Annotated in this window: 20 protein-coding genes; 13 read left to right on the top strand and 7 right to left on the bottom strand. The window is 59.9% G+C overall.

Features of this window, described 5'->3' with window-relative positions; translation table 11 throughout:
- Positions 1 to 4 precede the first annotated feature (4 nt).
- The 6 genes from dadA (at position 5) to JFT87_RS03670 (ending at position 6,290) form a co-directional block, all read left to right on the top strand.
- Entirely contained in the window at positions 5 to 1,309 is a 1,305-nt protein-coding gene (gene dadA / locus JFT87_RS03695; RefSeq protein ID WP_201198893.1) for a D-amino acid dehydrogenase, read from the top strand.
- Positions 1,281 to 1,634: a RidA family protein gene (locus JFT87_RS03690; protein ID WP_201198887.1), complete on the top strand. Its 354-nt coding sequence runs from the start codon at positions 1,281 to 1,283 to the stop codon at positions 1,632 to 1,634. The genes dadA and JFT87_RS03690 overlap by 29 nt, the downstream gene beginning before the upstream one ends.
- Positions 1,635 to 1,743: 109 nt before the next feature.
- Positions 1,744 to 2,817, top strand: coding sequence for an alanine racemase (gene alr / locus JFT87_RS03685; RefSeq protein WP_201198886.1), 1,074 nt, complete (start codon positions 1,744 to 1,746; stop codon positions 2,815 to 2,817).
- A gap of 129 nt (positions 2,818 to 2,946) precedes the next feature.
- Positions 2,947 to 3,495, top strand: coding sequence for a cupin domain-containing protein (locus tag JFT87_RS03680; protein WP_047226150.1), 549 nt, complete (start codon positions 2,947 to 2,949; stop codon positions 3,493 to 3,495).
- Positions 3,496 to 3,676: 181 nt separating this feature from the next.
- Positions 3,677 to 4,093 (top strand): c-type cytochrome, encoded by a 417-nt coding sequence (locus JFT87_RS03675; RefSeq protein ID WP_201198885.1) that lies wholly within the window; start codon positions 3,677 to 3,679, stop codon positions 4,091 to 4,093.
- Between the two features lie 274 nt (positions 4,094 to 4,367).
- Positions 4,368 to 6,290: an acetyl-CoA hydrolase/transferase family protein gene (locus JFT87_RS03670; protein WP_201198883.1), complete on the top strand. Its 1,923-nt coding sequence runs from the start codon at positions 4,368 to 4,370 to the stop codon at positions 6,288 to 6,290.
- A gap of 127 nt (positions 6,291 to 6,417) precedes the next feature.
- Here JFT87_RS03670 and JFT87_RS03665 read toward each other — a convergent pair whose 3' ends face one another.
- A complete protein-coding gene (locus JFT87_RS03665) occupies positions 6,418 to 6,990 on the bottom strand; it encodes a xanthine phosphoribosyltransferase (RefSeq protein ID WP_201198882.1) in 573 nt (190 codons plus the stop codon).
- A 56-nt stretch (positions 6,991 to 7,046) separates the two neighbouring features.
- Positions 7,047 to 9,056, bottom strand: a complete 2,010-nt coding sequence (gene rep / locus JFT87_RS03660) for a DNA helicase Rep (protein ID WP_201198881.1) — start codon at positions 9,054 to 9,056, stop codon at positions 7,047 to 7,049.
- 263 nt (positions 9,057 to 9,319) lie between these two features.
- Between rep and JFT87_RS03655 the strand changes: the two genes are divergently transcribed.
- Positions 9,320 to 10,993 carry a putative bifunctional diguanylate cyclase/phosphodiesterase gene (locus JFT87_RS03655; RefSeq protein WP_201198880.1) on the top strand — a complete coding sequence of 558 codons (1,674 nt, stop codon included), beginning with the start codon at positions 9,320 to 9,322 and terminating at the stop codon, positions 10,991 to 10,993.
- A gap of 143 nt (positions 10,994 to 11,136) precedes the next feature.
- On the opposite strand, the gene JFT87_RS03650 is transcribed toward JFT87_RS03655, so the two are convergent.
- Positions 11,137 to 12,534 (bottom strand): NorM family multidrug efflux MATE transporter, encoded by a 1,398-nt coding sequence (locus tag JFT87_RS03650; protein ID WP_201198879.1) that lies wholly within the window; start codon positions 12,532 to 12,534, stop codon positions 11,137 to 11,139.
- A gap of 157 nt (positions 12,535 to 12,691) precedes the next feature.
- On the opposite strand from JFT87_RS03650, the gene JFT87_RS03645 reads away from it, so the two are divergent.
- From JFT87_RS03645 to JFT87_RS03635, 3 genes are all read left to right on the top strand, one after another.
- Entirely contained in the window at positions 12,692 to 13,612 is a 921-nt protein-coding gene (locus JFT87_RS03645) for a LysR substrate-binding domain-containing protein (RefSeq protein ID WP_201198878.1), read from the top strand.
- Between the two features lie 174 nt (positions 13,613 to 13,786).
- Positions 13,787 to 15,763, top strand: a complete 1,977-nt coding sequence (locus JFT87_RS03640; protein WP_201198876.1) for a methyl-accepting chemotaxis protein — start codon at positions 13,787 to 13,789, stop codon at positions 15,761 to 15,763.
- Positions 15,764 to 15,911: 148 nt separating this feature from the next.
- Positions 15,912 to 17,126 (top strand): aldose 1-epimerase family protein, encoded by a 1,215-nt coding sequence (locus tag JFT87_RS03635; protein WP_201198874.1) that lies wholly within the window; start codon positions 15,912 to 15,914, stop codon positions 17,124 to 17,126.
- Positions 17,127 to 17,132: 6 nt separating this feature from the next.
- Here JFT87_RS03635 and JFT87_RS03630 read toward each other — a convergent pair whose 3' ends face one another.
- The 4 genes from JFT87_RS03630 to JFT87_RS03615 form a co-directional block, all read right to left on the bottom strand.
- Positions 17,133 to 18,626, bottom strand: a complete 1,494-nt coding sequence (locus tag JFT87_RS03630; protein ID WP_201198872.1) for a YifB family Mg chelatase-like AAA ATPase — start codon at positions 18,624 to 18,626, stop codon at positions 17,133 to 17,135.
- A 381-nt stretch (positions 18,627 to 19,007) separates the two neighbouring features.
- Entirely contained in the window at positions 19,008 to 19,472 is a 465-nt protein-coding gene (locus JFT87_RS03625) for a hypothetical protein (RefSeq protein WP_201198864.1), read from the bottom strand.
- 191 nt (positions 19,473 to 19,663) lie between these two features.
- The gene (locus JFT87_RS03620; RefSeq protein ID WP_201198862.1) at positions 19,664 to 20,191 is read right to left on the bottom strand and encodes a BRO-N domain-containing protein; all 528 of its coding nucleotides are present in this window, start codon (positions 20,189 to 20,191) and stop codon (positions 19,664 to 19,666) included.
- A gap of 443 nt (positions 20,192 to 20,634) precedes the next feature.
- Complete coding sequence (locus tag JFT87_RS03615) at positions 20,635 to 20,895, bottom strand: accessory factor UbiK family protein (RefSeq protein WP_201198860.1); 261 nt, start codon at positions 20,893 to 20,895, stop codon at positions 20,635 to 20,637.
- 415 nt (positions 20,896 to 21,310) lie between these two features.
- Here JFT87_RS03615 and glnK point away from each other — a divergent pair, with 415 nt between their 5' ends.
- The 3 genes from glnK to JFT87_RS03600 all read left to right on the top strand — a co-directional run bounded on the left by glnK (position 21,311) and on the right by JFT87_RS03600 (position 23,662).
- A complete protein-coding gene (gene glnK, locus JFT87_RS03610) occupies positions 21,311 to 21,649 on the top strand; it encodes a P-II family nitrogen regulator (RefSeq protein ID WP_002555808.1) in 339 nt (112 codons plus the stop codon).
- Between the two features lie 35 nt (positions 21,650 to 21,684).
- Positions 21,685 to 23,022, top strand: a complete 1,338-nt coding sequence (locus tag JFT87_RS03605; RefSeq protein WP_201198858.1) for an ammonium transporter — start codon at positions 21,685 to 21,687, stop codon at positions 23,020 to 23,022.
- 214 nt (positions 23,023 to 23,236) lie between these two features.
- A complete protein-coding gene (locus tag JFT87_RS03600) occupies positions 23,237 to 23,662 on the top strand; it encodes a secondary thiamine-phosphate synthase enzyme YjbQ (RefSeq protein ID WP_033060691.1) in 426 nt (141 codons plus the stop codon).
- Positions 23,663 to 23,750 lie beyond the last annotated feature (88 nt).

The raw sequence follows: 23,750 nt of genomic DNA, 5'->3' as shown, positions 1-23,750 counted from the left end.
AAAAATGCGCGTTATGGTCTTGGGTAGCGGCGTCATCGGTACCGCCAGTGCTTACTATCTGGCACGTGCCGGGTTTGAAGTGGTGGTCGTGGACCGTCAGCCGGCTGCCGCCATGGAGACCAGTTTCGCCAACGCCGGGCAAGTCTCCCCGGGTTATGCCTCGCCGTGGGCAGCGCCGGGCGTGCCGCTCAAGGCGATCAAGTGGTTGTTGCAGCGTCACGCGCCGCTGGCAATCAAGGCCACTGCCGACATCGACCAATATCTGTGGATGGCGCAGATGCTGCGCAACTGCACCGCCAATCGCTATGCGGTGAACAAGGAGCGCATGGTCCGTCTGTCCGAGTACAGCCGTGACTGCCTCGACGAATTGCGCGCCGAAACCGGCATCGCCTACGAAGGCCGCAGCCTCGGTACGACTCAACTGTTCCGCACCCAGGCTCAACTCGACGGCGCCGCGAAAGACATCGCCGTGCTGAAAGAGTCCGGCGTGCCGTTCGAACTGCTCGACCGCGCCGGCATTGCTCGCGTCGAACCGGCCCTGGCCAGCGTCACCGACATTCTTGCCGGTGCCCTGCGCCTGCCGAACGACCAGACCGGCGACTGCCAGATCTTCACCACCCGCCTGGCCGAAATGGCCGTGAAGCTGGGTGTGGAATTCCGCTACGGCCAGGACATTCAGCGCCTGGACCACGCCGGTGATCGCATCAACGGCGTGTGGATCGACGGCAAGCTGGAAACCGCTGACCGCTACGTCCTGGCACTCGGCAGCTACTCGCCGCAACTGCTCAAGCCGCTGGGCATCAAGGCACCGGTGTATCCGCTCAAGGGTTACTCCCTGACCGTGCCGATCACCAACCCGGCGATGGCCCCGACTTCGACTATTCTCGACGAGACCTACAAGGTCGCGATCACCCGTTTCGACAACCGTATCCGCGTCGGCGGCATGGCTGAAATAGCCGGTTTTGACCTGTCGCTGAACCCGCGTCGGCGCGAAACCCTGGAGATGATCGTCAACGACCTTTATCCTCAGGGCGGCGATCTGGCCCAGGCGAGTTTCTGGACCGGTTTGCGTCCGACCACACCGGACGGCACGCCGATCGTTGGTGCTACACCGTTCAGCAATCTGTTCCTGAACACTGGCCACGGTACGCTCGGTTGGACCATGGCCTGTGGTTCCGGTCGTTTGCTGGCTGACCTGATGGCGAAGAAAACACCACAGATCAGCGCCGAAGGCCTCGATATTTCCCGTTACGGTCACAAAATCCAGGAGTCCGCAAAACATGGCAATCCAGCGCCAGCTCACCAATGAACGCATGAGTCAGATCGTCGCCCACAACGGTACGGTGTACCTGGCAGGGCAGGTCGGCGATGACATGAGCGCCGGGATTGAACAGCAGACCCGTGAAACCCTCGCCAACATCGAGCGTTTGCTCGATCTGGCCGGCACCGACAAGAGCCACATACTCTCGGTGACGATTTATCTGAAAGACATCGATGCGCACTTCGAAGGCATGAATTCGGTTTGGGACAAGTGGCTGCCAAAAGGCGTTGCCCCTGCTCGTGCCACCGTTGAGTCGAAGCTGTGCGAACCGCAAATCCTGGTTGAGCTGTCGGTGGTTGCCGCGCTGCCGTAACGCGCCGCAACTACCTGTTAGTAACGATCCCTCTCCCGGTGCTGTTGGCGGTTCACGCCGTCAGCCAGCGCCGGTTTTTATTCCCATGACCGCCTAGAAGTCTGCCGCCATGCGTCCTGCTCGTGCCCTGATCGACCTCCAAGCCCTGCGTCACAACTACCGAATCGCCCGTGAAATCACGGGGGCCAAGGCCCTCGCGGTAATCAAGGCCGATGCCTACGGCCATGGTGCGGTGCGTTGCGCCCAGGCGCTGGAAGCCGAGGCGGACGGGTTTGCGGTGGCGTGTATTGAAGAGGCGTTGGAGCTGCGCGCCGCGGGCATTCGTGCGCCGGTGTTGTTGCTGGAAGGTTTTTTCGAAGCCGATGAGCTGTCGCTGATCGTCGAGCATGACTTCTGGTGCGTGGTGCATTCGCTGTGGCAGCTCGAAGCGATCGAGAAAGCCGCGCTGAGCAAGCCGATCACGGTCTGGCTCAAGCTCGATTCGGGCATGCACCGGGTTGGCTTGCATCCGGCGGATTATCAGGCGGCTTACCAACGGCTGCTGGCCAGCGGCAAAGTCTCGAAGATCGTTTTGATGAGCCACTTCGCCCGGGCCGATGAATTGCACGAGCAGTCCAGTGCCGAACAGGTCGCTGTGTTCGAAGCGGCACGCCAGGGTTTGTCCGCCGAGGTCAGCCTGCGTAACTCGCCGGCGGTACTCGGTTGGCCGCAGATTCCAAGCGATTGGGTGCGTCCGGGCATCATGCTCTACGGCGCCACGCCTTTCGAAGAAGCCAACGCTGTGGCCTCGCGCCTGCAACCGGTGATGACCCTCGAATCGAAAGTGATCTGCGTGCGCGAATTGCCGGCCGGCGAGCCGATCGGTTACGGCGCGAAATTCATCACGCCCAAGCCGATGCGCGTTGGTGTGGTAGCCATGGGTTACGCCGATGGCTACCCGCGTCAGGCACCGACTGGCACGCCGGTGATGGTCGCCGGGCAGCGTAGCCAGTTGATTGGCCGGGTCTCGATGGACATGCTTTGCATCGACCTGACCGATGTGCCGCAGGCCGGCCTCGGTTCCACCGTCGAGTTGTGGGGCAAAAACATCCTCGCCAGCGACGTGGCCGCCGCTGCCGACACCATTCCTTATCAGATCTTCTGCAACCTGCGCCGGGTGCCACTGCTCTATTCCGGGTCTTGAGGCGAAGCACGCCACGCCGGAAGTCGCCTCGCTGAACAGGATTCAGGCCCAAGTGTTGTAAATACTGAACGCTGTCGCCATGATAACGCTCAATATTTCAACAACCCTGAATCCCTGGAGGCGCAAGCATTGGACGTCGGTGAACGACTGCAATCCATCCGTAAGCTCAAAGGCCTTTCGCAGCGTGAGCTCGCCAAACGCGCGGGTGTTACCAACAGCACGATTTCGATGATCGAGAAGAACAGCGTCAGCCCCTCGATCAGTTCGCTGCGCAAAGTGTTGGGCGGGATTCCCATGTCCATGGTCGAGTTCTTTTCCGAAGAGATCCTGCAGGAAAAACCGACTCAGATCGTCTACAAGGCCAACGAGCTGATCGATATTTCCGATGGCGCCGTGACCATGAAACTGGTCGGCCGGGCTCACCCGAGCCGGGCGATCGCCTTCCTCAATGAAATCTACCCGCCAGGCGCCGATACCGGTGACGAGATGCTCACCCACGAGGGCGAGGAAACCGGGATTCTGGTGGAAGGTCGGCTGGAATTGGTGGTCGGGGCTGAAACTTTTGTGCTCGAAGCCGGCGACAGCTACTACTTTGAAAGTACCAAGCCGCACCGTTTCCGGAATCCGTTCGACGCGCCGGCGCGACTAATCAGCGCAGCCACGCCGGCGAATTTCTAAGAAAAGAGGCGTCCTGCCAGCACTGCCGAGGCGCCCGAGCAGTTTTACACCGCACAACAAGACCCCTTCGACTTTGGGGTTGTTTCAGTGTGGCGGGCTTGCCGTTATACTTGCGCCCGCCTGCGAACCGTGGCCGCGGGCGTGAATAGCCACCATTGAGGGTGAACGCGTGAACCTAATTATGAAAATGCTGGCTGCACCAGCAACTGTATTGGCCCTATGGGCAGTGAGCGCACAAGCTTCTACCACCGACGACATCGCCAAGCGTCTTGAGCCCGTCGGCCAGGTCTGTGTAACAGGTCAAGAATGCAAAGGGATGGAAGTCGCTGCTTCGGTAGGCGGCGGCGCAGCGAAAACCCCTGATGAAATCATTGCCAAACATTGCAATGCTTGCCACGGCACCGGCCTGTTAGGCGCGCCGAAAATCGGTGATGCCGCAGACTGGAAAAAACGCGCCGATAAAGAAGGCGGCACCGCTGCTGGCTTGGCGAAGGTTGCGTTGGCAGGGCTCAATGCGATGCCACCAAAAGGCACCTGCAGTGACTGCGAAGTGAAAGATCTTGAAGGCGCCATCCAGAAGATGTCCGGCCTGAAATAAGCCCCATTTTCAGCAAAAAGCCGCTTACGAGCGGCTTTTTTGTGCCTGCTGTTTTGTCCTGAAGTGAATGAAGATCCCTTCTGGGAGCGGGCTTGCATCGCGAAGGGGCCCTGGCAGTTGCCATCATGCTGACGGACACACCGCTTTCGCGAGCAAGCCCGCTCCCACAGGGGTCATCAGTGTTCGCATGATTTGGCTTCTGAGACTGTTCTTTGCAGCAAAGACCCGGCAAGCTCGGTCCAACCCCAATTCACGGAACGCGCGGGAGGATCAGATGGTGCAGTTATGTTCTATCGAGCAGGCGGTCGATGACGTACTGGCAAGGTTGCCGGTGCATATTCACATGGGCTTGCCCTTGGGTTTGGGTAAACCCAACCACTTCGTCAATGCGCTGTTCCAACGCATCGTGCAACTGCCCGAACGGCGGCTGACGATTTACACCGCGCTGTGCCTTGGTCGGCCTTCCTTGGGCGATGGCTTGCAAAAGCGCTTCCTCGAACCGTTTATCGAACGGGTCTTCGGCGACTATCCAGAGCTGGATTTCCTCGCCGATCTTCACAAAGATGACCTGCCAGCCAACATTCACGTCGAGCAATTCTTCATGCAACCGGGCAGCCTGCTGCACAGCGCCCAGGCCCAGCAGGATTACGTCAGCAGCAACTACAGCCACGCCGCCCGGGACATCAACGCCGCCGGCCTGAACCTGGTGGCGCAACTGGTGGCCAGCCATGCCGAACACCCGGACCGCTTGAGCCTGAGTTGCAACCCGGACATCACCCTCGACCTGTTTCCGATGATCGCCAAACGCCGGGCGGCGGGGGAGACGGTGCTGATCGTCGGCCAGGTGCACAACGATTTGCCCTACATGCCGGGGGACGCCGAAATCGGCATCGACACCTTCGACTTGCTGATCGACGAGAAGGACAACACCACGCTGTTCTCCACGCCGAATATGCCGGTGGGTTTCCAGGACCACTTCATCGGTTTGCACGCCAGTGCGCTGGTACGCGACGGCGGCACGCTGCAAATCGGCATCGGTTCCATGGGTGATGCATTGACGGCGGCATTGCTGGCACGCCAGGCCGATAACGCCGGTTACCAGGCGTTGTTGGCGGACTTGAATCTGAGCCAATGGGCGCAGTTGATTGATCGCGAAGGTGGCGTCGAGCCGTTCGCCAAGGGCTTGTACGGTTGTAGCGAAATGTTCGTCAACGGTTTGCTGGTATTGGCCGATGCCGGGATCGTACGGCGCAAGGTCTACCCGGACGTGGCAACCCAGCAACAGGCCAACGACGGCACCCTCGATGAAGCCGCGCAAACCGACGGCATCTCGGTGCATGGCGGGTTCTTCCTCGGGCCGCGCAGTTTCTATGAGCGCCTGCGCGAGTTGCCCCAGAGCAAGCGCCTCGAATTCAACATGACCCGCATCAGCTACATCAACGAGCTCTACGGTCAGGAAGAACTCAAACGCTTGCAGCGCATCGATGCACGGTTCATCAACTCCGCGTTCACCGTGACCCTGATGGGCGCCGGCGTAGCGGATCAACTGGAAGACGGGCGGGTGCTCAGCGGTGTCGGCGGGCAGTACAACTTCGTCGCCCAGGGCCATGCGCTGGAAGGCGCGCGCTCGGTGCTGATCCTGCGCAGTTGGCGCGAGTCGGGCGGTGAGGTCAATTCGAACATCGTCTGGGAGTACGGCCACTGCACCATCCCGCGACACCTGCGGGACATCGTCGTCACCGAATACGGCATCGCCGACTTGCGGGGCAAGAACGATGCGGCGGTGATTGAGGCGCTGTTGAACATCAGCGATTCACGCTTCCAGCCGGGGCTGATCGAACAGGCTCAGGCCGTTGGCAAGTTGCCGAAGAATTTCCGGATTGATCCGAGGTTCACCGACAACAACCCTCAGCGCTTGCAGGCCATTCAGGCGCGGCACCCGAACCTGTTTCCGGAGTATCCGCTGGGGTGTGATTTCACTGATGTGGAACGGGATTTGTTGCGGGCGCTGAACTGGTTGAAGAGCAAGTTCAAGCTGACCGAGATTCTGGAGCTGGGTAAGGCTGCGCTGGATGCGCCGCAGCCTTCGGAATTTCCCGGGCATTTGGAGCGGATGCAGCTGACCAACCCGGAAGGCTTGAAAGAGGACTTGTTTCAGCGTTTGCTGCTCACCGGCCTCAAAGCCACCGCGCAATAAATGCAAACAGAAATCAAATGTGGGAGCGGGCTTGCTCGCGAAGGCAGTGTGTCAGTCGACATCAACATTGACTGATACTGCGCTTTCGCGAGCAAGCCCGCTCCCACATGGGTTTTGCGGTGTGGCTTTATTCGATGAAGGTCACGACGCCGCCGGCCAGCGACTGAACGCGAGCCAACGATTCAACGCGATAACCCTGCGCATCCAATTCCGCACGGCCACCCTGGAACGACTTCTCGATCACGATCCCCAAGCCAGCCACGGTCGCGCCGGCCTGTTTGATGATCGAGATCAGCGCTTGCGACGCCTTACCGTTGGCCAAAAAGTCATCGATGATCAGCACGCGGTCGCTGCTGGTCAGGTGGCGCGGGGAGATCGCCACAGTGCTTTCGGTCTTCTTGGTGAACGAGTAAACGGTCGCCGACAGCAGGTTTTCAGTCAGGGTCAGGGACTGCTGCTTGCGGGCGAAAATCACCGGCACACCGAGGTTCAGACCGGTCATGATCGCCGGGGCGATGCCCGAGGCTTCGATGGTGACGATCTTGGTGATGCCCGAATCCTTGAACAGCGTGGCGAATTCGTCGCCGATCAGCTTCATCAGGGCCGGGTCGATCTGGTGGTTCAAAAAGGCGTCGACCTTCAAGACCTGATCGGAAAGCACGATGCCTTGTTCGCGGATTTTCTGGTGCAGTGCTTCCATGAAGCTTTCCTCTAAGGACGGCTGTGCGTCTAGGGCTGGTTAAAAAGTAGTCGATTCTAGCGCTTTAACATCGCGCGTATATCCGCCAATGCGGTATTGCCGCGAACGGCTTTGACTTCAACGGGGGTGTCGTCGTTGCCTTCCCAGGCCAGGTCGTCCGGCGGCAGCTCATCGAGGAAGCGGCTCGGCGCGCAATCGATGATTTCGCCGTACTGCTTGCGCTTGGCGGCGAAAGTGAACGCCAGGGTCTGACGCGCCCGGGTAATCCCGACGTAGGCCAGACGGCGCTCTTCTTCGATGGTGTCGGCTTCAATGCTGGAACGGTGTGGGAGGATTTCCTCTTCCATGCCCATGATGAACACGTAGGGAAATTCCAGGCCCTTGGAGGCGTGCAAGGTCATCATCTGCACACCTTCGGCGCCGTCTTCCTCTTCCTGCTGGCGTTCGAGCATGTCGCGCAAGACCAGTTTGCCGATGGCGTCTTCGACGGTCATCTCGCCTTCTTCGTCTTTCTCCAGGGTGTTTTTCAACGCCTCGATCAGGAACCAGACGTTACCCATGCGGTAGTCGGCAGCCTTGTCGCTGGAGCTGTTGGTGCGCAGCCAGTTCTCGTAGTCGATGTCCATGACCATGCTGCGCAGGGCCGAGATCGGGTCTTCGCCGGCGCACTGCTCGCGGACCCTGTCCATGAAGCGCTTGAAGCGCGACAGGCGATCGGTGAAGCGTGTATCCAGATGCTCGCCCAGGCCGATTTCGTCGGTGGCGGCGTACATCGAGATTTTGCGTTCGGTGGCGTAGTTACCGAGCTTCTCCAGCGTCGTCGAACCGATTTCCCGGCGTGGGACGTTGATCACCCGCAGGAAGGCGTTGTCATCATCCGGGTTCACGATCAGACGGAAGTAAGCCATCAGGTCTTTCACTTCCTGACGGCCGAAGAAGCTGTTGCCGCCAGACAGTCGATACGGAATCTGGTGGTGTTGCAGCTTCAGTTCGATCAGCTTGGCCTGATAGTTACCGCGATACAGGATCGCGAAATCGCTGTACGGCCGGTCGGTGCGCAAGTGCAGGGTCAGCAGCTCAACGGCCACGCGCTCGGCTTCGGCATCTTCGTTGCGGCAGCGGATCACCCGGATCTCGTCGCCGTGGCCCATCTCGCTCCACAGTTGTTTTTCAAACTCGTGGGGATTGTTCGAGATCAGCACGTTGGCGCAACGCAGGATGCGGCTGGTGGAGCGATAGTTTTGTTCCAGCATGACGACTTTCAGTGATGGATAGTCGTCCTTCAACAGCATCAGGTTTTCCGGCCGGGCGCCGCGCCAGGCGTAGATCGACTGGTCATCGTCGCCGACCACGGTGAACTGGTTACGGGTGCCGATCAGCAACTTAACCAGCAAATACTGGCTGGCGTTAGTGTCCTGGTATTCGTCCACCAGCAGGTAGCGGACCTTGTTCTGCCATTTTTCGAGGATGTCGGCGTGTTCCTGGAACAGCTTCACCGGCAGCAGGATCAGGTCGTCGAAGTCCACCGCGTTGAACGCCTTGAGCGTGCGCTGGTAGTGGGTGTAGACGATGGCGGCGGTCTGTTCCTTGGGGTTGCGTGCGTTTTCCAGGGCTTCAGCGGGCAGGATCAGGTCGTTTTTCCACGAGCCGATCATGTTCTTGATCTCGTCGACGCCGTCGTCGCCCGCGTATTCCTTCTGCATGATGTCGGTCATCAGGGATTTGACGTCGGTCTCGTCGAAGATCGAGAAGCCCGGTTTGTAGCCCAGCCGCACGTGTTCCTTGCGGATGATGTTCAGGCCCAGGTTGTGGAAGGTGCACACCGTCAGGCCACGGCCTTCGCCGCCCTTGAGCAGGGTGCCGACCCGTTCCTTCATCTCCCGCGCAGCCTTGTTGGTAAAGGTCATGGCGACGATGTACTGGGCACGGATGCCGCAGTTCTGGATCAGGTGCGCGATCTTGCGCGTGATCACGCTGGTCTTGCCGGAGCCTGCACCGGCGAGCACCAATAGAGGGCCGCCGACGTAGTTCACGGCTTCTTGCTGCCGGGGATTGAGTCGGGACATACGGAATCAGGGAGTCATTTGCGAAATGGGCCGGCATTTTAACAGGCTCAGCGAATTGTGCTGCTCTCTCCGACTTGTGACGCAGCACGCGATCTCTATTTGCCGGTTTTGGTACTTTCACGCAGGATGCGCGGGGGTTTTGCGTCTAATGTTCGTATTCCAGATACAAAACCGCGTTTGATAACCCAGGTCAGTTGGTCATTGGTTATCGGCGCGGCATAATGCCCGCCGCCTACATCATTAGCAGAGTCTAGGGAGCTAGCTTGTCTACGCCTGTCGAACCCTTGCGTTTGCTGCTACTGGCCGAAGAGCCAGCGTGGGCAGCGTTGTTGCGCGAGTGTCTGGCTCCAATGGGGAGCTCGGCAGTGCTGATCAGCGCGCCGAGTTGGGAGTCGGTCAGCAGTTTGTTCGAAGACAACCGCAGTGCGGTGTTGTTGACGATCCCGGCCCTTCAGCCTCTGCCTGGCCGTTGCAGCCTGCCGACGGTGATGTTGCTCGAACACGAGCCGCTGACCCCGCCCGACGGTGTGAGTGACTGGCTGGTGCGCGATATGCTCGACGCCGGCATGTTGCGCCGGTGCCTGCGCCATGTGCGCGAGCGCGGCGTGCTGGAAAACACCCTGCAACGCCTGGCCGAGCAAGACCCGCTGACCGGCATCGCCAACCGCCAGGGTTTCCAGACCCTGCTGGCGGCGCGTCTGGCGGAAAACGACGGCCGCGGTTTGGCCCTCGGCCACCTCGATCTCGATAACTTTCGTCATGCCAACGACGCCCTCGGCCATCAGGCCGGCGACCGATTGATCCTGCAAGTGGTCGCGCGGCTGAAAAGCCAGCTTGAGGCCGGCGATCAATTGGCCCGGCTGGGCAGCGATGAGTTCGCCCTGCTGATCGACACCCGCCGCGCGCCGCAACGCGCCGAATGGATGGCCGAACGCATTACCGAAGCGTTGTCCGAGCCTTATTGGGTCGACGGCGAGAGCCTGTTGATCGGCTCCAGCCTCGGGATTGCCCATGCCCGGGCCCAGGCCGGCGCCGACCCGCTGATGTGGCACGCGCACATCGCCATGCAGCAGGCCAAGAGCACTCAGGGCTGCACCTTTCACATCTTCAACGAACGCATCAACCGCAATGCCCGCAGCATGGCCGATCTCGAAAGCGAGCTGCGCCGGGCCTTGCGTCGCGATGAGCTGGAACTGCATTACCAGCCGCGCCTGAACCTTGAAGACGGCCAGATCGTCGGCCTCGAAGCGTTGGTGCGCTGGCGTCATGGCGAACGGGGCTTGCTGCCGCCGAGCGAGTTCGTGCCGCTGGCCGAGCAGAGTGGTTTGATCGTGCCGTTGGGTTACTGGGTGATTTCCCGGGCCCTGCGCGACATGCAGGCGTTGCGCGAACGTGGTTTGCCGGCGCTGCACATGGCGATCAACCTGTCGTTCCGGCAGTTTCAGGACAGCCAATTGTTGTCGACCCTCAGTCGCTTGATCATCGAGCGCGGCGTTGAGGCGCAATGGCTGGAGTTCGAACTGACTGAAACCGCAGTGATGCGCCGTAGCGATCTGGTCAAGCAGACCATGGATGCCCTCGGCCGACTCGGCGTGCGTTTCTCTCTCGACGACTTCGGCACTGGTTTCTCATCGTTCGTGCACCTCAACAGCCTGCCGATCACCTTGCTCAAGGTCGACAAGAGCTTCGTCGGTGGCATGGAGGAGCGCGAAGAGAACCGCAAACTGGTGCACGCGATGATCAACCTGGCGCACAACCTCAATTTGGAAGTGGTCGCCGAAGGCGTGGAAACCCCGGAGCAGTTGGACTTGTTGCGCGGCTTTGGCTGCGATCAGGTGCAGGGTTACCTGATCAGCAAGCCTTTGCCGTTGGCGGAGTTGGTTGAGTATTTGACCTTTGGCAGCAGCCAGCAGCCCGCCCTCGAAATCGTGAGTTAAACGCGAAATCTGTGGGACGGGCTCTTGTGGCGAGGGAGCTTGCTCCCGCTTGGGCGCGTAGCGGCCACAAAATCTTTGCGACTGCTGCGCAGTCGAGCGGGAGCAAGCTCCCTCGCCACACAAGCCTCGCTCCTACAGGGATCTCAGTCAGGCTGGGCGACTTGGAAGCTTGCCCCTGACGCAGGCTCGCGCCGAATCATCCGCTTCATCTTCCACTCAAACGCCAGCGTCAAACTCACCGCCGCGCACGCCAGTCCCAGCGCCAACCCCCACCAGACGCCCGTTGGGCCCCAGTTCAGATTGAAGGCCATCATCCACGCGGCCGGCGCGCCAATCAGCCAATAGCAACCGAGCCCGACCAAAAACGTGGTCTTGGCATCCTTGAGCCCGCGAATGCAGCCCATGGCGATGGTTTGCGTGCCGTCGAACAGCTCAAACCACGCTGCCACCGCCAACAGGCTCACAGCCAGGTCGATGACCGGGCGAAAGGCCGGGTCGTTGTGGTCGAGGAACAAGCCAATCAACTGATTCGGCAGCAGCCAGAAGACCATGGCGAAGGCGAGCATCGAAGCGCCGCCAAAGGCGATCCCGACCCGACCGGCCAGCCGCGCATCGAGCAGTTGCCCGGCGCCGTAGTGCTGGCCGATGCGCATGGTGATCGCATACGAAAGCCCCGCCGGCACCATGAACGCCACCGAGACAATCTGCAGCGCGATCTGGTGCGCCGCCAATTGCGTGCTGCCCATGGTGCCCATGCACAGCGCCGCGAAGGCAAACAACCCGACTTCCACCGCGTAGGTGCCACCAATTGGCAGGCCCAGGCGCCACAGTTCTTTCAGGTACTGACGGTTCGGCCGTGACAGACCCTGGCGCAATGGGTAAGCGTCATACGCCGGGTGCCGACGAATATGCAGCGCCAGCGCCACGGCCATCAGGTTGGCAACAATCGCGGTCACCAGGCCGATCCCCACCAGGCCCATTTTCGGCAAACCGAACATCCCGGTGATCAGCGCATAGTTGAGCAGGAAGTTGGCCACGGTGCCGCAGAGGCTGATGACCATCACCGGTGTCGCCCGGCCGATGGCGCTGGTGAAGCCGCGCAGGGCCATGAAACTCAGGTAGCCGGGCAGGGCGAACGGCAGGAACGTCAGGAACAGCCCGGCGGAGTGGACGTTGGTTTCGGTCTGGCCAAAAAGCAGCAACACCGGTTTTAGGTTCCACAGCAGCAACCCCGCCACCAGCGCCATCAACCACGCCAGCCAAAGCCCGGCTTGCGTCAGTCGCGCCGCGCCAACGATATCGCCGGCGCCCTGACGGATTGCCACCAGGGTGCCGACTGCGGCGATCACGCCGATGCAGAAAATCGACACGAACGAGTAAGTCGCCGCGCCCAGCCCACCGCCGGCCAACGCCTCGGGACTCAGGCGCGCCATCATCAAGGTGTCGGTGAGGACCATCAGCATGTGCGCCAACTGCGAGGCAATCAACGGCCCCGCCAGCCGCAGGATGGCCCAGAGTTCGATACGTGCTGGATGCTGCATGGTCATCACGCTCCCTTATGAGATGAACTGGAAAGGCACGATTCTCGGCGCTCTGCGGGGTTTGCACAAAGGGATAAAAAGGATGGGTGGCATGATTAAAACTCATCCTGCGGCGTTTCTGATAAGTTTGCCGAATCCCGCTATAGGAGCTTTCTCCATGTCACGTCGTCTTCCTCCCTTGTATGCCCTGCGCGCATTCGAAGCGGCGGCGCGGCACAGTTCGTTTACCCGCGCGGCCGAAGAACTGTCGATCACCCAAAGCGCGGTCAGTCGGCATATTCGTACGCTGGAAGAGCATTTCGCCTGTCGGCTGTTTCACCGCAGCGGGCGCAACTTGCAACTGACCGAGTCGGCGCGGCTGATCCTGCCGGGCATCCGCGAAGGCTTCACGGCCCTGGAGCGCGCCTGCAACACCTTGCGCGCCGAAGACGACATCCTGCGTATGAAGGCTCCGTCGACCCTCACCATGCGTTGGTTGCTGGCGCGGCTCAGTCGCTTTCGCCACTTGCAACCGGGTAATGAAGTGCAGTTGACCAGCGCCTGGATGGACATCGACTCCGTGGACTTCAACCACGAACCGTTCGACTGCGCCGTCATCCTCAGCAATGGGAATTTTCCTCCGGACTGGGAGGCGACGTTCCTGTTTCCCGAAGAGCTGATTCCGGTGGGCGCGCCGAATCTTCTGAAGGATCAGCCGTGGGACGTCGCGCGGCTGGCCAGCGCCGAGCTGCTGCACCCGACGCCGGACCGTCGCGACTGGCGCAGTTGGCTGGAGCGCATGGGGCTGTCGGATCAGGTCTCGCTCAAGGGCGGGCAGGTGTTCGACACGCTGGAATTGGGCATGATCGCGGCCGCCCGAGGTTATGGCGTGTCGATGGGGGATTTGCTGATGGTGGCCGAGGACGTGGCGCAGGGGCGTCTGAGTTTGCCGTGGCCGACCGCCGTCGCCAGCGGTGAGAATTATTACCTGGTCTGGCCGAAAACCCGCCCCGGTGGCGAACGTTTGCGCCGGCTCAGCGATTTTCTGCAAGGGGAAGTCCGGGCCATGGAGTTGCCGGACGTCGAACGCTTGAGCTAAATCGATGTAGCTGCCCGTGGCCATAACCGGGTTAATTACTCAAGTATTCAGCGTTGCCGCCGAAAATCTGCTTGTGGAACCTTCGTGCCGGTTTCGCGTTTTTCCCATTATTAGAAATTTTGCTGAGCGTAGAGCCGGATCAAGGAGGATCCGGTCGCTCGGCCAGGAGCTGTCATGTCTCATCCCCGTGCCCGGATCGCCTCACAGCTTGGTCTCGCGCTAGCCGTGATTCTGGCGATTGTCATCAGCGGTAGCACCGTGTTCGCACTGCGCTCGCTGAACACCGCCAACCTCGCCACCCGCGAAGAACACCTGGCCAGTGAGGCCCGGTTGCTGGCGGATCAGCTGAGTACGTTCCACGGCACGTTGCGTGAAAGCACTCAGCGCCTGAGCGGTCTGTTCGAGAAGCGCTTCAGCGCGGGCCTCACCGTGCACGCGGATGAGCCGGTGACCGTCGCGGGCGTGCAGACCCCGGGCTTGCACCTGGGCAGCGAAGTGTTGAACAACAACTTCAAGGAAGTCGACGAGTTCAAGCAAATGACCGCCGGCGTGGCGACGTTGTTCGTGCGCAGCGGCGAGGATTTCATTCGGGTCAGCACGTCCCTGAGCAAACAGGACGGTAGCCGGGCCATCGGCACGTTGCTGGACCACGCTCACCCGGCCTATGCACGCTTGATGGCGGGGCAGAGTTATGTCGGTCGCGCCTTGTTGTTCGACCGCTCCTACATGACTCAGTACACCCCCGTACGCGACAGCAGCGGTAAGGTGATTGCCGTGCTGTTCGTAGGATTCGATTACACCGACGCGCAGAACGCGCAGTTCGAGAACCTTAAACGCTTCCGTATCGGCCAGACCGGCTCCCTGGCACTGCTCGACGAACAGAATAAATGGCTAGTGCCAATCGCCGGCGTACAAGCGCTGGATCAAGCCGTGCCGGCCATCGTTGCGCTGGCGAAGAAGCCGGGCAAGGGCGAGTTCTGGAGCGACAAATCGAAAGAATTCTACAGCCTCGCCGTGCCCTTCGAAGGCGGACCATGGTCGGTGGTGGCAAGCATGCCGCAAGACGAAATCAGCGCCGTGACCTGGAACGTCGGCATTAAACTGGCGATTGGCAGCCTGCTGGCGATGTTGATTGCGGTGGGTTCGGCAGTCTGGTTGCTGCGCAGCAAACTGGCGCCGTTGGGGGATCTGGTGCGTCAGGCTGAAGCCTTGGGTGCCGGTGATTTGAGCGTGCGCCTGAACGTGTCGAGCAATGACGAAATTGGTCAGTTGGCCCGGGCTTTCAACCAGATGAGCCAAGCGCTGTCGACCATGGTCGAGCACATCCGCAAGGCGTCGGAAGAGGTCAACAGTCGTGCCCAGGCCTTGTCCGGTCTGTCCGGCGGCGCGTATGAAGGGATGGAGCAGCAGTCCGGCGAGATCACCAGCATGGCCGGCGCCGTGGAAGAGTTCAGCGCCACGTCCCTGGACATTGCCGACAATATGGGCAGCACCCAGCGTCTGGCCCAGGAAAACGCACAGCAAACCCAGATCGGTCGTACATCCATGGAGGAAGCGTCCGCTTCTCTGGAGCAAATCGCTGGTGCCTTGAACAGCACCGCGACCGTGATTAACACCCTCGGCCAGCGCTCCCAGGAAATCGGCGGCATTGTCGGCGTGATTACCGCGATTGCCGATCAGACCAACCTGCTGGCGCTGAACGCCGCGATCGAAGCCGCCCGTGCGGGCGAGCAGGGCCGTGGGTTCGCGGTGGTGGCGGATGAGGTCCGTAACCTGGCGTCGCGGACACGCGAAGCGACGGACGAAATTTCCGGCATGATCCAAAGCATCCAGCAGGAAACCGGCAACGCCATCAGCACCATGGAGCAGGGCAACGTGCTGATGCAGGAAGGCTTGTCGCGCAACGCCAACGTCGCATCGGCACTGGCGCGCATTGATGAGCAGAGCCGTTCGGCGGGGCAGCAGTTTGCCGCGATCACCACGGCAACTCAGGAGCAGAGCAGCACCGCGACCTTGCTCAGCAGCAATCTTCAGAGCATTGCGCTGGCGAACAGTGAGCAGCGCGAAGTGGTGTCGAACCTGGCCATTACCGCCAAGGAATTGGAGTCGCTGGCGGCAGACTTGCGCCAAGAGGTTGATCGGTTTCGTTGAGGCGCCTTTGAAATAGCCTTCGCGAGCAAGCCCGCGATTGCATCGCTGAAGATCTTCGGCAGAACAGGCGATCTGTCGATCTAATACACTTGCTGAAACGATTCATCAGCGCTATAAAAAATATACAACTCCAAGAAAGGCTTTCCCCATGACCCCGCTCAAACTCGCCGTCGCCCTCGGCGCGCTGTCCGCTGCCTCCCACGCCTTGGCCTGGGATTACGTCCTGCTCGACACCGACAAAGCCGCCCAGAACTGGCAGATCACCAGCCAGCAACTCGGGGTGACAACCGACAAACCTTTTTCCGTGACCCTGCGCACCTTGCACGGTGGTCGGCAGGAGGGCGTCAGCATCGTCGACATCGATAACGGCACGCTGAAACTCTCGGTGGTGCCGACCCGTGGGATGAACGTCCTGCAAGCGTCTGTCGGCAATGTGCGGATGGGCTGGGATTCGCCGGTCAAGGACGTGGTCAATCCGTCCTTTATCGAACTCAATGGTCGCGGCGGCTTGGGTTGGCTGGAAGGCTTCAACGAACTCGTCGCCCGCTGCGGCTACGAATGGGTCGGCCACCCCGGCATGGACAACGGCGAACTGCTGACCCTCCACGGCCGCGCTGCCAACATCCCGGCCAGTAAAGTAACCCTGCACATCGACGAAAAACCGCCGTACACCATCAGCCTGCGCGGCGAGCTGAAGGAGCAGGCGTTCAAGAAAGTCGACTTCTCGGTGCAGACCGAACTGGTCACCGAACCGGGCAGCGTGGCGTTTGCTCTCAACGATACGTTGACCAACAACGGCGACTATCCGAAGGAATACCAGGCGCTGTACCACAGCAACTTCAGCACGCCATTCCTGGAACAGGGCGCCCGTTTTACTGCGCCGGTGAAGCAGGTTTCGCCATTCAACGACAAGGCCAAAGCGGAACTGTCGGACTGGCAGACCTACCGTGCGCCGACCAAGGATTACGACGAGACGGTTTACAACGTCGTGCCGTACGGCGATGCCAAGGGCGACACGCTGACCGTGTTGCATAACAAGGCTGGCAGCCTCGGGGTTTCCGTCGGCTTCAATACTCAGCAGTTGCCAGTGTTCTCGTTGTGGAAAAACACCGATACCCAAGGGCAGGGTTATGTCACTGGGTTGGAGCCTGGGACGAGCTTTTCCTACAACCGTCGGTATCAGCGGCCACTTGGTTTGGTGCCGACGATTGGGGTGAAAGAGCAGAAGCAGTTTCAGATTCGCTACAGCTTGTTGGCGGATAAGGGGGCTGTGGATAAAGCGTTGAATCGTGTTAGCGAGATTCAGGGTGGGCGCGAGACTGAAGTGCGGCAAGCGCCGTTGGTGGATCTGACTAAGGAGTAATCACGGTCAGCTCGCTGTTGGTCGGTATTGCAGCGCTTCCGCCAGATGCTCGCGGCTAATGCCATCGACTTGCTCAAGGTCCGCCAGGGTTCGGGCTACTTTGAGCAATCGGTGGGCTGCTCGTAGTGACAATGTCAGTCGTTCACAAGCGGATTCCAGCCAGCTTTCATCGGCTGTGGATAACTTGCAGTGCCGGCGCAGCCCCGGCAGATCGAGGAATGCATTGGCGCAGCCCTGGCGTTTGTGTTGTCGTTCTCTTGCGTCAGCAACCAGTGCTGCCGCGGTTGCCGTGTCGTCGCCAGGTTTGGGAGCAGGATTCAATGCAGTCGCTTCCCGAGCGACGGTCAGGTGCAAATCGATGCGATCCAGCAGTGGCCCCGACAGTTTGTTGCGGTAGCGCTGGACCATGTCCGGTGAACAGCTGCATCTGCCGCTCGGCTCGCCAAGATATCCACAGGGGCAGGGGTTCATCGCGGCCACCAATTGGAAGCGCGCCGGAAAGCGTACGCGGTCCTTGGCGCGGGATATAACGATGTGGCCGGACTCCAGTGGCTCCCGCAAAACCTCCAGCACCTTGCGATCAAACTCCGGGAGTTCGTCCAGAAACAGCACGCCGTGGTGGGCGAGGGTGATTTCGCCGGGTTGCGGTCGTGAGCCGCCACCGACCAGTGCCGGGCCTGATGCCGAGTGGTGGGGCTGACGAAAGGGTCGCTGCGGCCAATGACTTAGCTGCACGCAACTGGCGACCGACTGAATCGCCGCGACTTCCAGTGCTTCATTCTCGGCCAGCGGCGGTAGCAGCCCTGGCAAACGACTGGCCAGCAGGGTTTTCCCCGTTCCTGGCGGCCCGCTGAACAACAAGTTATGCGCGCCCGCCGCCGCAATCAGCAGCGCACGCTTGGCGGACAGTTGGCCCTGCACCTCATTCAAGTCAGGGTAGGGCATGCTGGCGTACAGCAAACCGTTGGAAACATAAGGCTCGATCGGTGTGTGTCCATTGAAGTGCGCCACTGCCTGAAGCAAATGATCCACCGCGATCACCTTCAACCCCGACGCGAGGCACGCCTCTTCGGCGTTCGCTCGTGGCACCACCAGCGTGCGCCCGGCTTTGCGCGCCGCCAACGCTGCCGGCAACACGCCACGAACAGCCCGCACTGCGCCTGAAAGCGCTAATTCCCCCAGACATTCCACATCATCCAGCGTCAGCGTCGGCACCTGAACACTGGCCGAGAGAATCCCCAAGGCAATCGCCAGATCGAACCGCCCGCCGTCCTTCGGTAAATCCGCCGGGGCGAGATTCAACGTGATCCGCCGCGCCGGAAATTGCAGCCCCGAATTGATGATCGCGCTGCGCACCCGGTCCTTGCTTTCCTTCACCGCGGCTTCCGGTAAACCGACCATCGTCAGTGACGGCAAACCATTGGCCAGGTGCACTTCTACGGTAACGGCGGGCGCATCCACGCCTATCTGGGCGCGGCTATGGACGATGGAGAGGGACATGGTCGTTCCTTGAGCTTCTACGGGAACCGCTTCCTGCGGTTTTTTGAAGGGTAGTTGAGCCGGGTTTCAATGCTGGAATAGAGGTTTACAAGACGTATCAAGACCCGATGGGCTGTCACTGCTTGCCTGAATTGGAGCGTTGACTCTCGCCCGGCATTGACGGATCATCCCGTTCGAGGACTGCAACTGCGCATTCGTCGGGACTGGGCACCAGTAAAAGCTCCCCCGCATTTTTGGCAGCAGAGAAAGCTGGTTTCTCTGAAGTAGTGACGACGGGCTAGCCTGTCGGATTCTGAACCCAAGGCCGTAAGGCCCGGAGCTAAAGAATCGCTGCGACTACTCCTCAAAAAATACTTAAAAGGCGTCCATCGGACGCCTTTTTTATTTCTGATTTGATGGTACTCGTGGTATGTGTCCCACTAACGTGCCATGTGCGCGTTTTTGCGGGTACCAAGTCACCACGAAGTAACCAAATCCGGTGGCGCGCTCGTGTCGCGGTTCAAGAATCATTGTTCCCATGGATGTCCTCAGAACAGCGACCCTGTTTCCACATCGCTGTTCTTTGAACTCACAATAGATTTGTGCTCCCGGGACGATCATTTTCGCAACAATCGCTGCTACTCCATCGGCAGTCTGGCAACCATGCTTGAGCAAATCGGCACTATGGGCTTCCCAAATGTGCACTACGCCAAAACCACTATTCGCTCGACGGTGGATACCTACCCGCAGATAAATCTTCCCGCCTGGCAAGCCGAATTTTGGCATATCGGGGATCGTGCCAAAGATGTAACCACCATCTGGATGCTGAACCAGCGTGTTTTCTTTTAGCTTGAGCAAATCAGACAAGAGGGATCCAGAACCAGAGTGTCTGGCGATCAATGTGTATCGTCTGGAACTCGACGAATAGGATCGACCAGCGCAGGCGAAAGCAACCAGCCTAATCACAGCGAAGAACTCACGGAATCAGGCGCAGACGCTGGTTCTCGTAGGGTCATACCCTAATAGTTGTAGGACGCCAGCCAAACGGGCATGCGGATTTATAGCGATTGCAGCATCCGCGAAGCTCTTTTCCACCAAGGCCCCGTTACTGGGCGCCTCGGCTCTTCCCGTTCCACAACCATCAGCGGAACATCCTGCAGCCGAATCCACGGTTGGTTATTCCAGTGCAGCAAGCTCAATGACATCTCTGGCCAGTTCAGCAGGCTCAAAATCGGGCGTTCGGTTGAGGTGGGTTGTTGCGCGTCCCTGAGGACGGGCACTACGTCGTGGGTCAGCCATTCGCGCAGGCTTCGGTATTCGGGGCAGTAGTGGTAGATCAGTAGTGCGTAGACGCCGGATTCGCTGATCAGCAGGGTGCTTTCGACGGTGCCGTGGCTGAGCATTATCAGGGTTTGGTATTGGTCGGGGTCGAGTTTGCGCACGGCGCGTTCGTCGAGGTAGAGGCGCAGGAGGCGGCCGAGGTCGCGGGCGCTGAACCAGGGTTGGTTTTCGAGGAGGAGGGCGTGCAGGTGAAGTTTGTGGCGGGTGAAGGTGTGTGGTGTCAGATACGTGTCGTCACTATTCATTGATACAACTCCTTTTGCTAAAGGGGCTGCCGTCAATCGTCGCCAAACGATTGGGTGGCAGCTGTACGCGGGTTGGCGAACCGGAGCAAAAGGAACCCGGCAGACCCGAAGGTCTCCCACGCACAGCCGCCATGACTCGATGTGGCGGAAGTGAACCCGCCGTCGATGGTCGTCGTACGCCTTAAGCTTCCAGGTCGCCAAACCCAGTGCTGAACATTCAGCATCGGGTGAGCTTAGGAGTCGGGGCTTTGCGACGCTATCGGACGGCGGTACTGATCTTTGTAGGACGTTGCCGAGATTGTGGCGGGGCGGGAGATCAAAAGATCGCAGCCTTCGGCAGCTCCTACGGGGGTGGTCCGTCCCGTGTGGGAGGGCTGGGAGACCGAGGTGTCGCTATTCGCGGGCAAGCCTCGCTCCTACAGGGGAACGCATTGTCAGATGGGTTACTCGGCAGGTGGATTGAGCTTCGCTTCCATCTCCGCGACCTTCGCCTCAAGGCTTTCCAGCCGTGCCCGAGTGCGTGCAAGTACAACCATCTGGCTATCAAACTCTTCCCGGCTCACCAGATCCAGCTTGCTGAAGCCGCTTTGCAACAAAGCCTTGAACTGGCTTTCGATTTCGCTTTTCGGCAGCGGAGTTTCGCCGCTGAAGAGGCGGGAGGCGGTGCCGCTCAGGGCGTCGAGGAAGTCTTTGGGCGCGAGCATGGGAAAGGTCCTGGAAACAATGGCGGGCAGTGTATCACGCAGTGTCTATAGTCAAATCCGCAGCCAAGGATGCACGCTTTTCGCGCAGGCGGACGGACGGCAGCGCACTGTTGTTGTGCGTTATGTCATCGGCGTTTGTGAGAAGCGGCTTGCAGCAGCGACCAAGGGACTGAATTCAGTGGGTTTTGGCGAGATGGCAAGCTTTCTGCTTAGTCGCTAGTGACCCATGCACTGATGCAGTCGCTGTGACGAATGCAGTGCGCCACGTGAAACGGGGAAGTTTCGCACGGAGTGGTTAGCTGGCGTCGGACGGGCAGGTTGGGCCGACGATGCGTTACAAAGCCAGGCACTGCGCTTAGACTTGAGTCGGGTTTGTTTTCCTGGGGCAAGTCCACCAATTCGGGAGAGAGTTTTCATGAAGCTAGTCACTGCCATCATCAAGCCGTTCAAACTGGACGATGTACGCGAGTCGTTGTCCGAGATCGGCGTGCAGGGCATTACCGTTACTGAGGTCAAAGGCTTCGGTCGGCAGAAGGGTCACACCGAGCTGTATCGCGGCGCGGAGTACGTGGTCGATTTTCTGCCCAAGGTGAAGATTGATGTCGCCATTGACGACAAGGATCTTGACCGGGTTATCGAGGCGATAACCAAGGCAGCCAACACCGGCAAGATTGGTGACGGCAAGATCTTCGTGGTCAATCTGGAACAGGCGATTCGCATCCGTACCGGCGAAACCGATACCGACGCAATCTAAGCCGCCACAACCCCAACGCCCCAGGAGAAAACAATATGACTCTGCGTAAATTCGCAGGGCTAGGAGCCCTGTTGTCCATCGTAATGCCCGGCCTGGCTATGGCGGCAGATCCGGTGGCGCCTCCAGTCCTCAATTCCGGCGATACCGCCTGGATGTTGACCTCGACTGCCCTTGTGCTGTTCATGACCATTCCTGGCCTCGCGCTGTTCTACGGCGGCATGGTTCGGTCCAAAAACATTCTTTCCGTGATGATGCAGTGCTTCGCCATTACCGGTCTGATCACCATCCTGTGGTTCATTTATGGCTACAGCATGGCGTTCGATACCACGGGGATGGAAGTCAACGTCGTCAACCTCAACTCCTTTGTCGGCAGCTTTGCCAAGGCCTTCCTCGCGGGCATCACGCCTGCCAGCATTACTGGCCCGACGGCGCTGTTCCCAGAGGCAGTATTTGTTACTTATCAGATGACCTTTGCGATCATCACCCCGGCGCTGATCGTCGGTGCGTTCGCTGAGCGGATGAAGTTCTCCGCGATGCTGATCTTCATGGGCGTCTGGTTCACCCTGGTGTACGCGCCAATCGCGCACATGGTCTGGAGCGGTCCGGGTTCGCTGTTGGGCGACTGGGGCGTGCTCGACTTCGCGGGCGGCACCGTGGTTCACATCAACGCCGGTGTGGCTGGCCTGATTGCCTGCCTGGTACTGGGCAAGCGTAAAGGCTTCCCGACCACCCCGATGGCACCGCATAACCTCGGTTACACCCTGATGGGCGCGGCGATGTTGTGGGTCGGCTGGTTCGGCTTCAACGCCGGTTCCGCTGCTGCGGCCAACGGCACCGCCGGTATGGCGATGCTGGTCACTCAAATCGCTACTGCTGCCGCTGCACTGGGCTGGATGTTCGCCGAGTGGATCACCCACGGCAAACCAAGTGCACTGGGCATCGCCTCGGGTGTGGTTGCCGGTCTGGTAGCCATTACTCCGGCTGCCGGCACCGTGGGCCCAATGGGCTCGCTGATCATCGGCCTGGCGGCTGGCGTGGTGTGCTTCTTCTGCGCCACTACCTTGAAACGCAAACTCGGCTATGACGACTCCCTGGACGCCTTCGGCGTGCACGGTATCGGCGGTATCCTCGGCGCGATCCTGACCGGTGTGTTCGCTGCACCGTCCCTGGGTGGCTTCGGCACCGTCACCGACATCGCCGCACAAGTCTGGATTCAAACCAAAGGCGTGGGCTTCACGGTGATCTACACCGCGATCGTCACCTTCATCATCCTCAAGGTCCTGGACGCCGTCATGGGTCTGCGTGTGACCGATGAAGAAGAATCGGTTGGCCTCGACCTGGCACAACACAACGAACGCGGCTACAACTTGTAAGACGCACTCAAAAAAACTTGCCCGGCTTGCCGGGCATTTTTTTGTCCAGGATTTGTCATTAAAGACGTAGCTGAAAGGTTTTTTCCTACGGCTTAAGTCGTGTTTACGCCGGGCGTTTTTCTGGGGCGAAAGACTTACAGCATTGCAGGAATATTAGGGCCTTTGTTTTTTCCCAGAGCGCGCTAGAATGCGCCCCGAACGTGCGGAGAACTGTATGTGGCAACAGACTCTGATTACCCTGCGGGCAAGGCCCCGGGGCTTTCATCTGGTAACGGACGAGTTACTCGCCGGCCTGCCTGAACTCAAGGCGTGCCGGGTCGGTCTGTTGCATTTGTGGCTGCAGCATACCTCGGCGTCGTTGACCATCAACGAGAACGCCGATCCGGCGGTACGTCGCGACTTCGAACGATTTTTCAATCGTCTGATCCCACAAGGCACAGACGGCTATGAGCATAACGACGAAGGCCTGGACGACCTCCCGGCGCACTTCAAGGCCAGCGTGCTTGGCTGTCAGCTCAGTTTGCCGATTTCGGCAGGCCGACTGGCGTTGGGGACCTGGCAAGGCGTTTATCTGGGCGAGCACCGTGATTTTGGCGGTGCCCGTAAAGTCCTCGCCACCGTGCACGGTGAAGGGGCATAAACCGCTGGTAGCCAGCGGTTGTAGAATTTTCCCCGGCCGCCTTCGACAGATGGCGAAGCTGGGCTATAACTAATCTGCTTTTCGCAAG

Origin of the sequence: Pseudomonas sp. TH15, from assembly GCF_016651105.1 — a bacterium.
Classification (GTDB): domain Bacteria; phylum Pseudomonadota; class Gammaproteobacteria; order Pseudomonadales; family Pseudomonadaceae; genus Aquipseudomonas.
The sequence above is the reverse complement of the archived record's forward strand: the minus strand, read 5'-3'. Positions and strand labels throughout refer to the sequence as shown.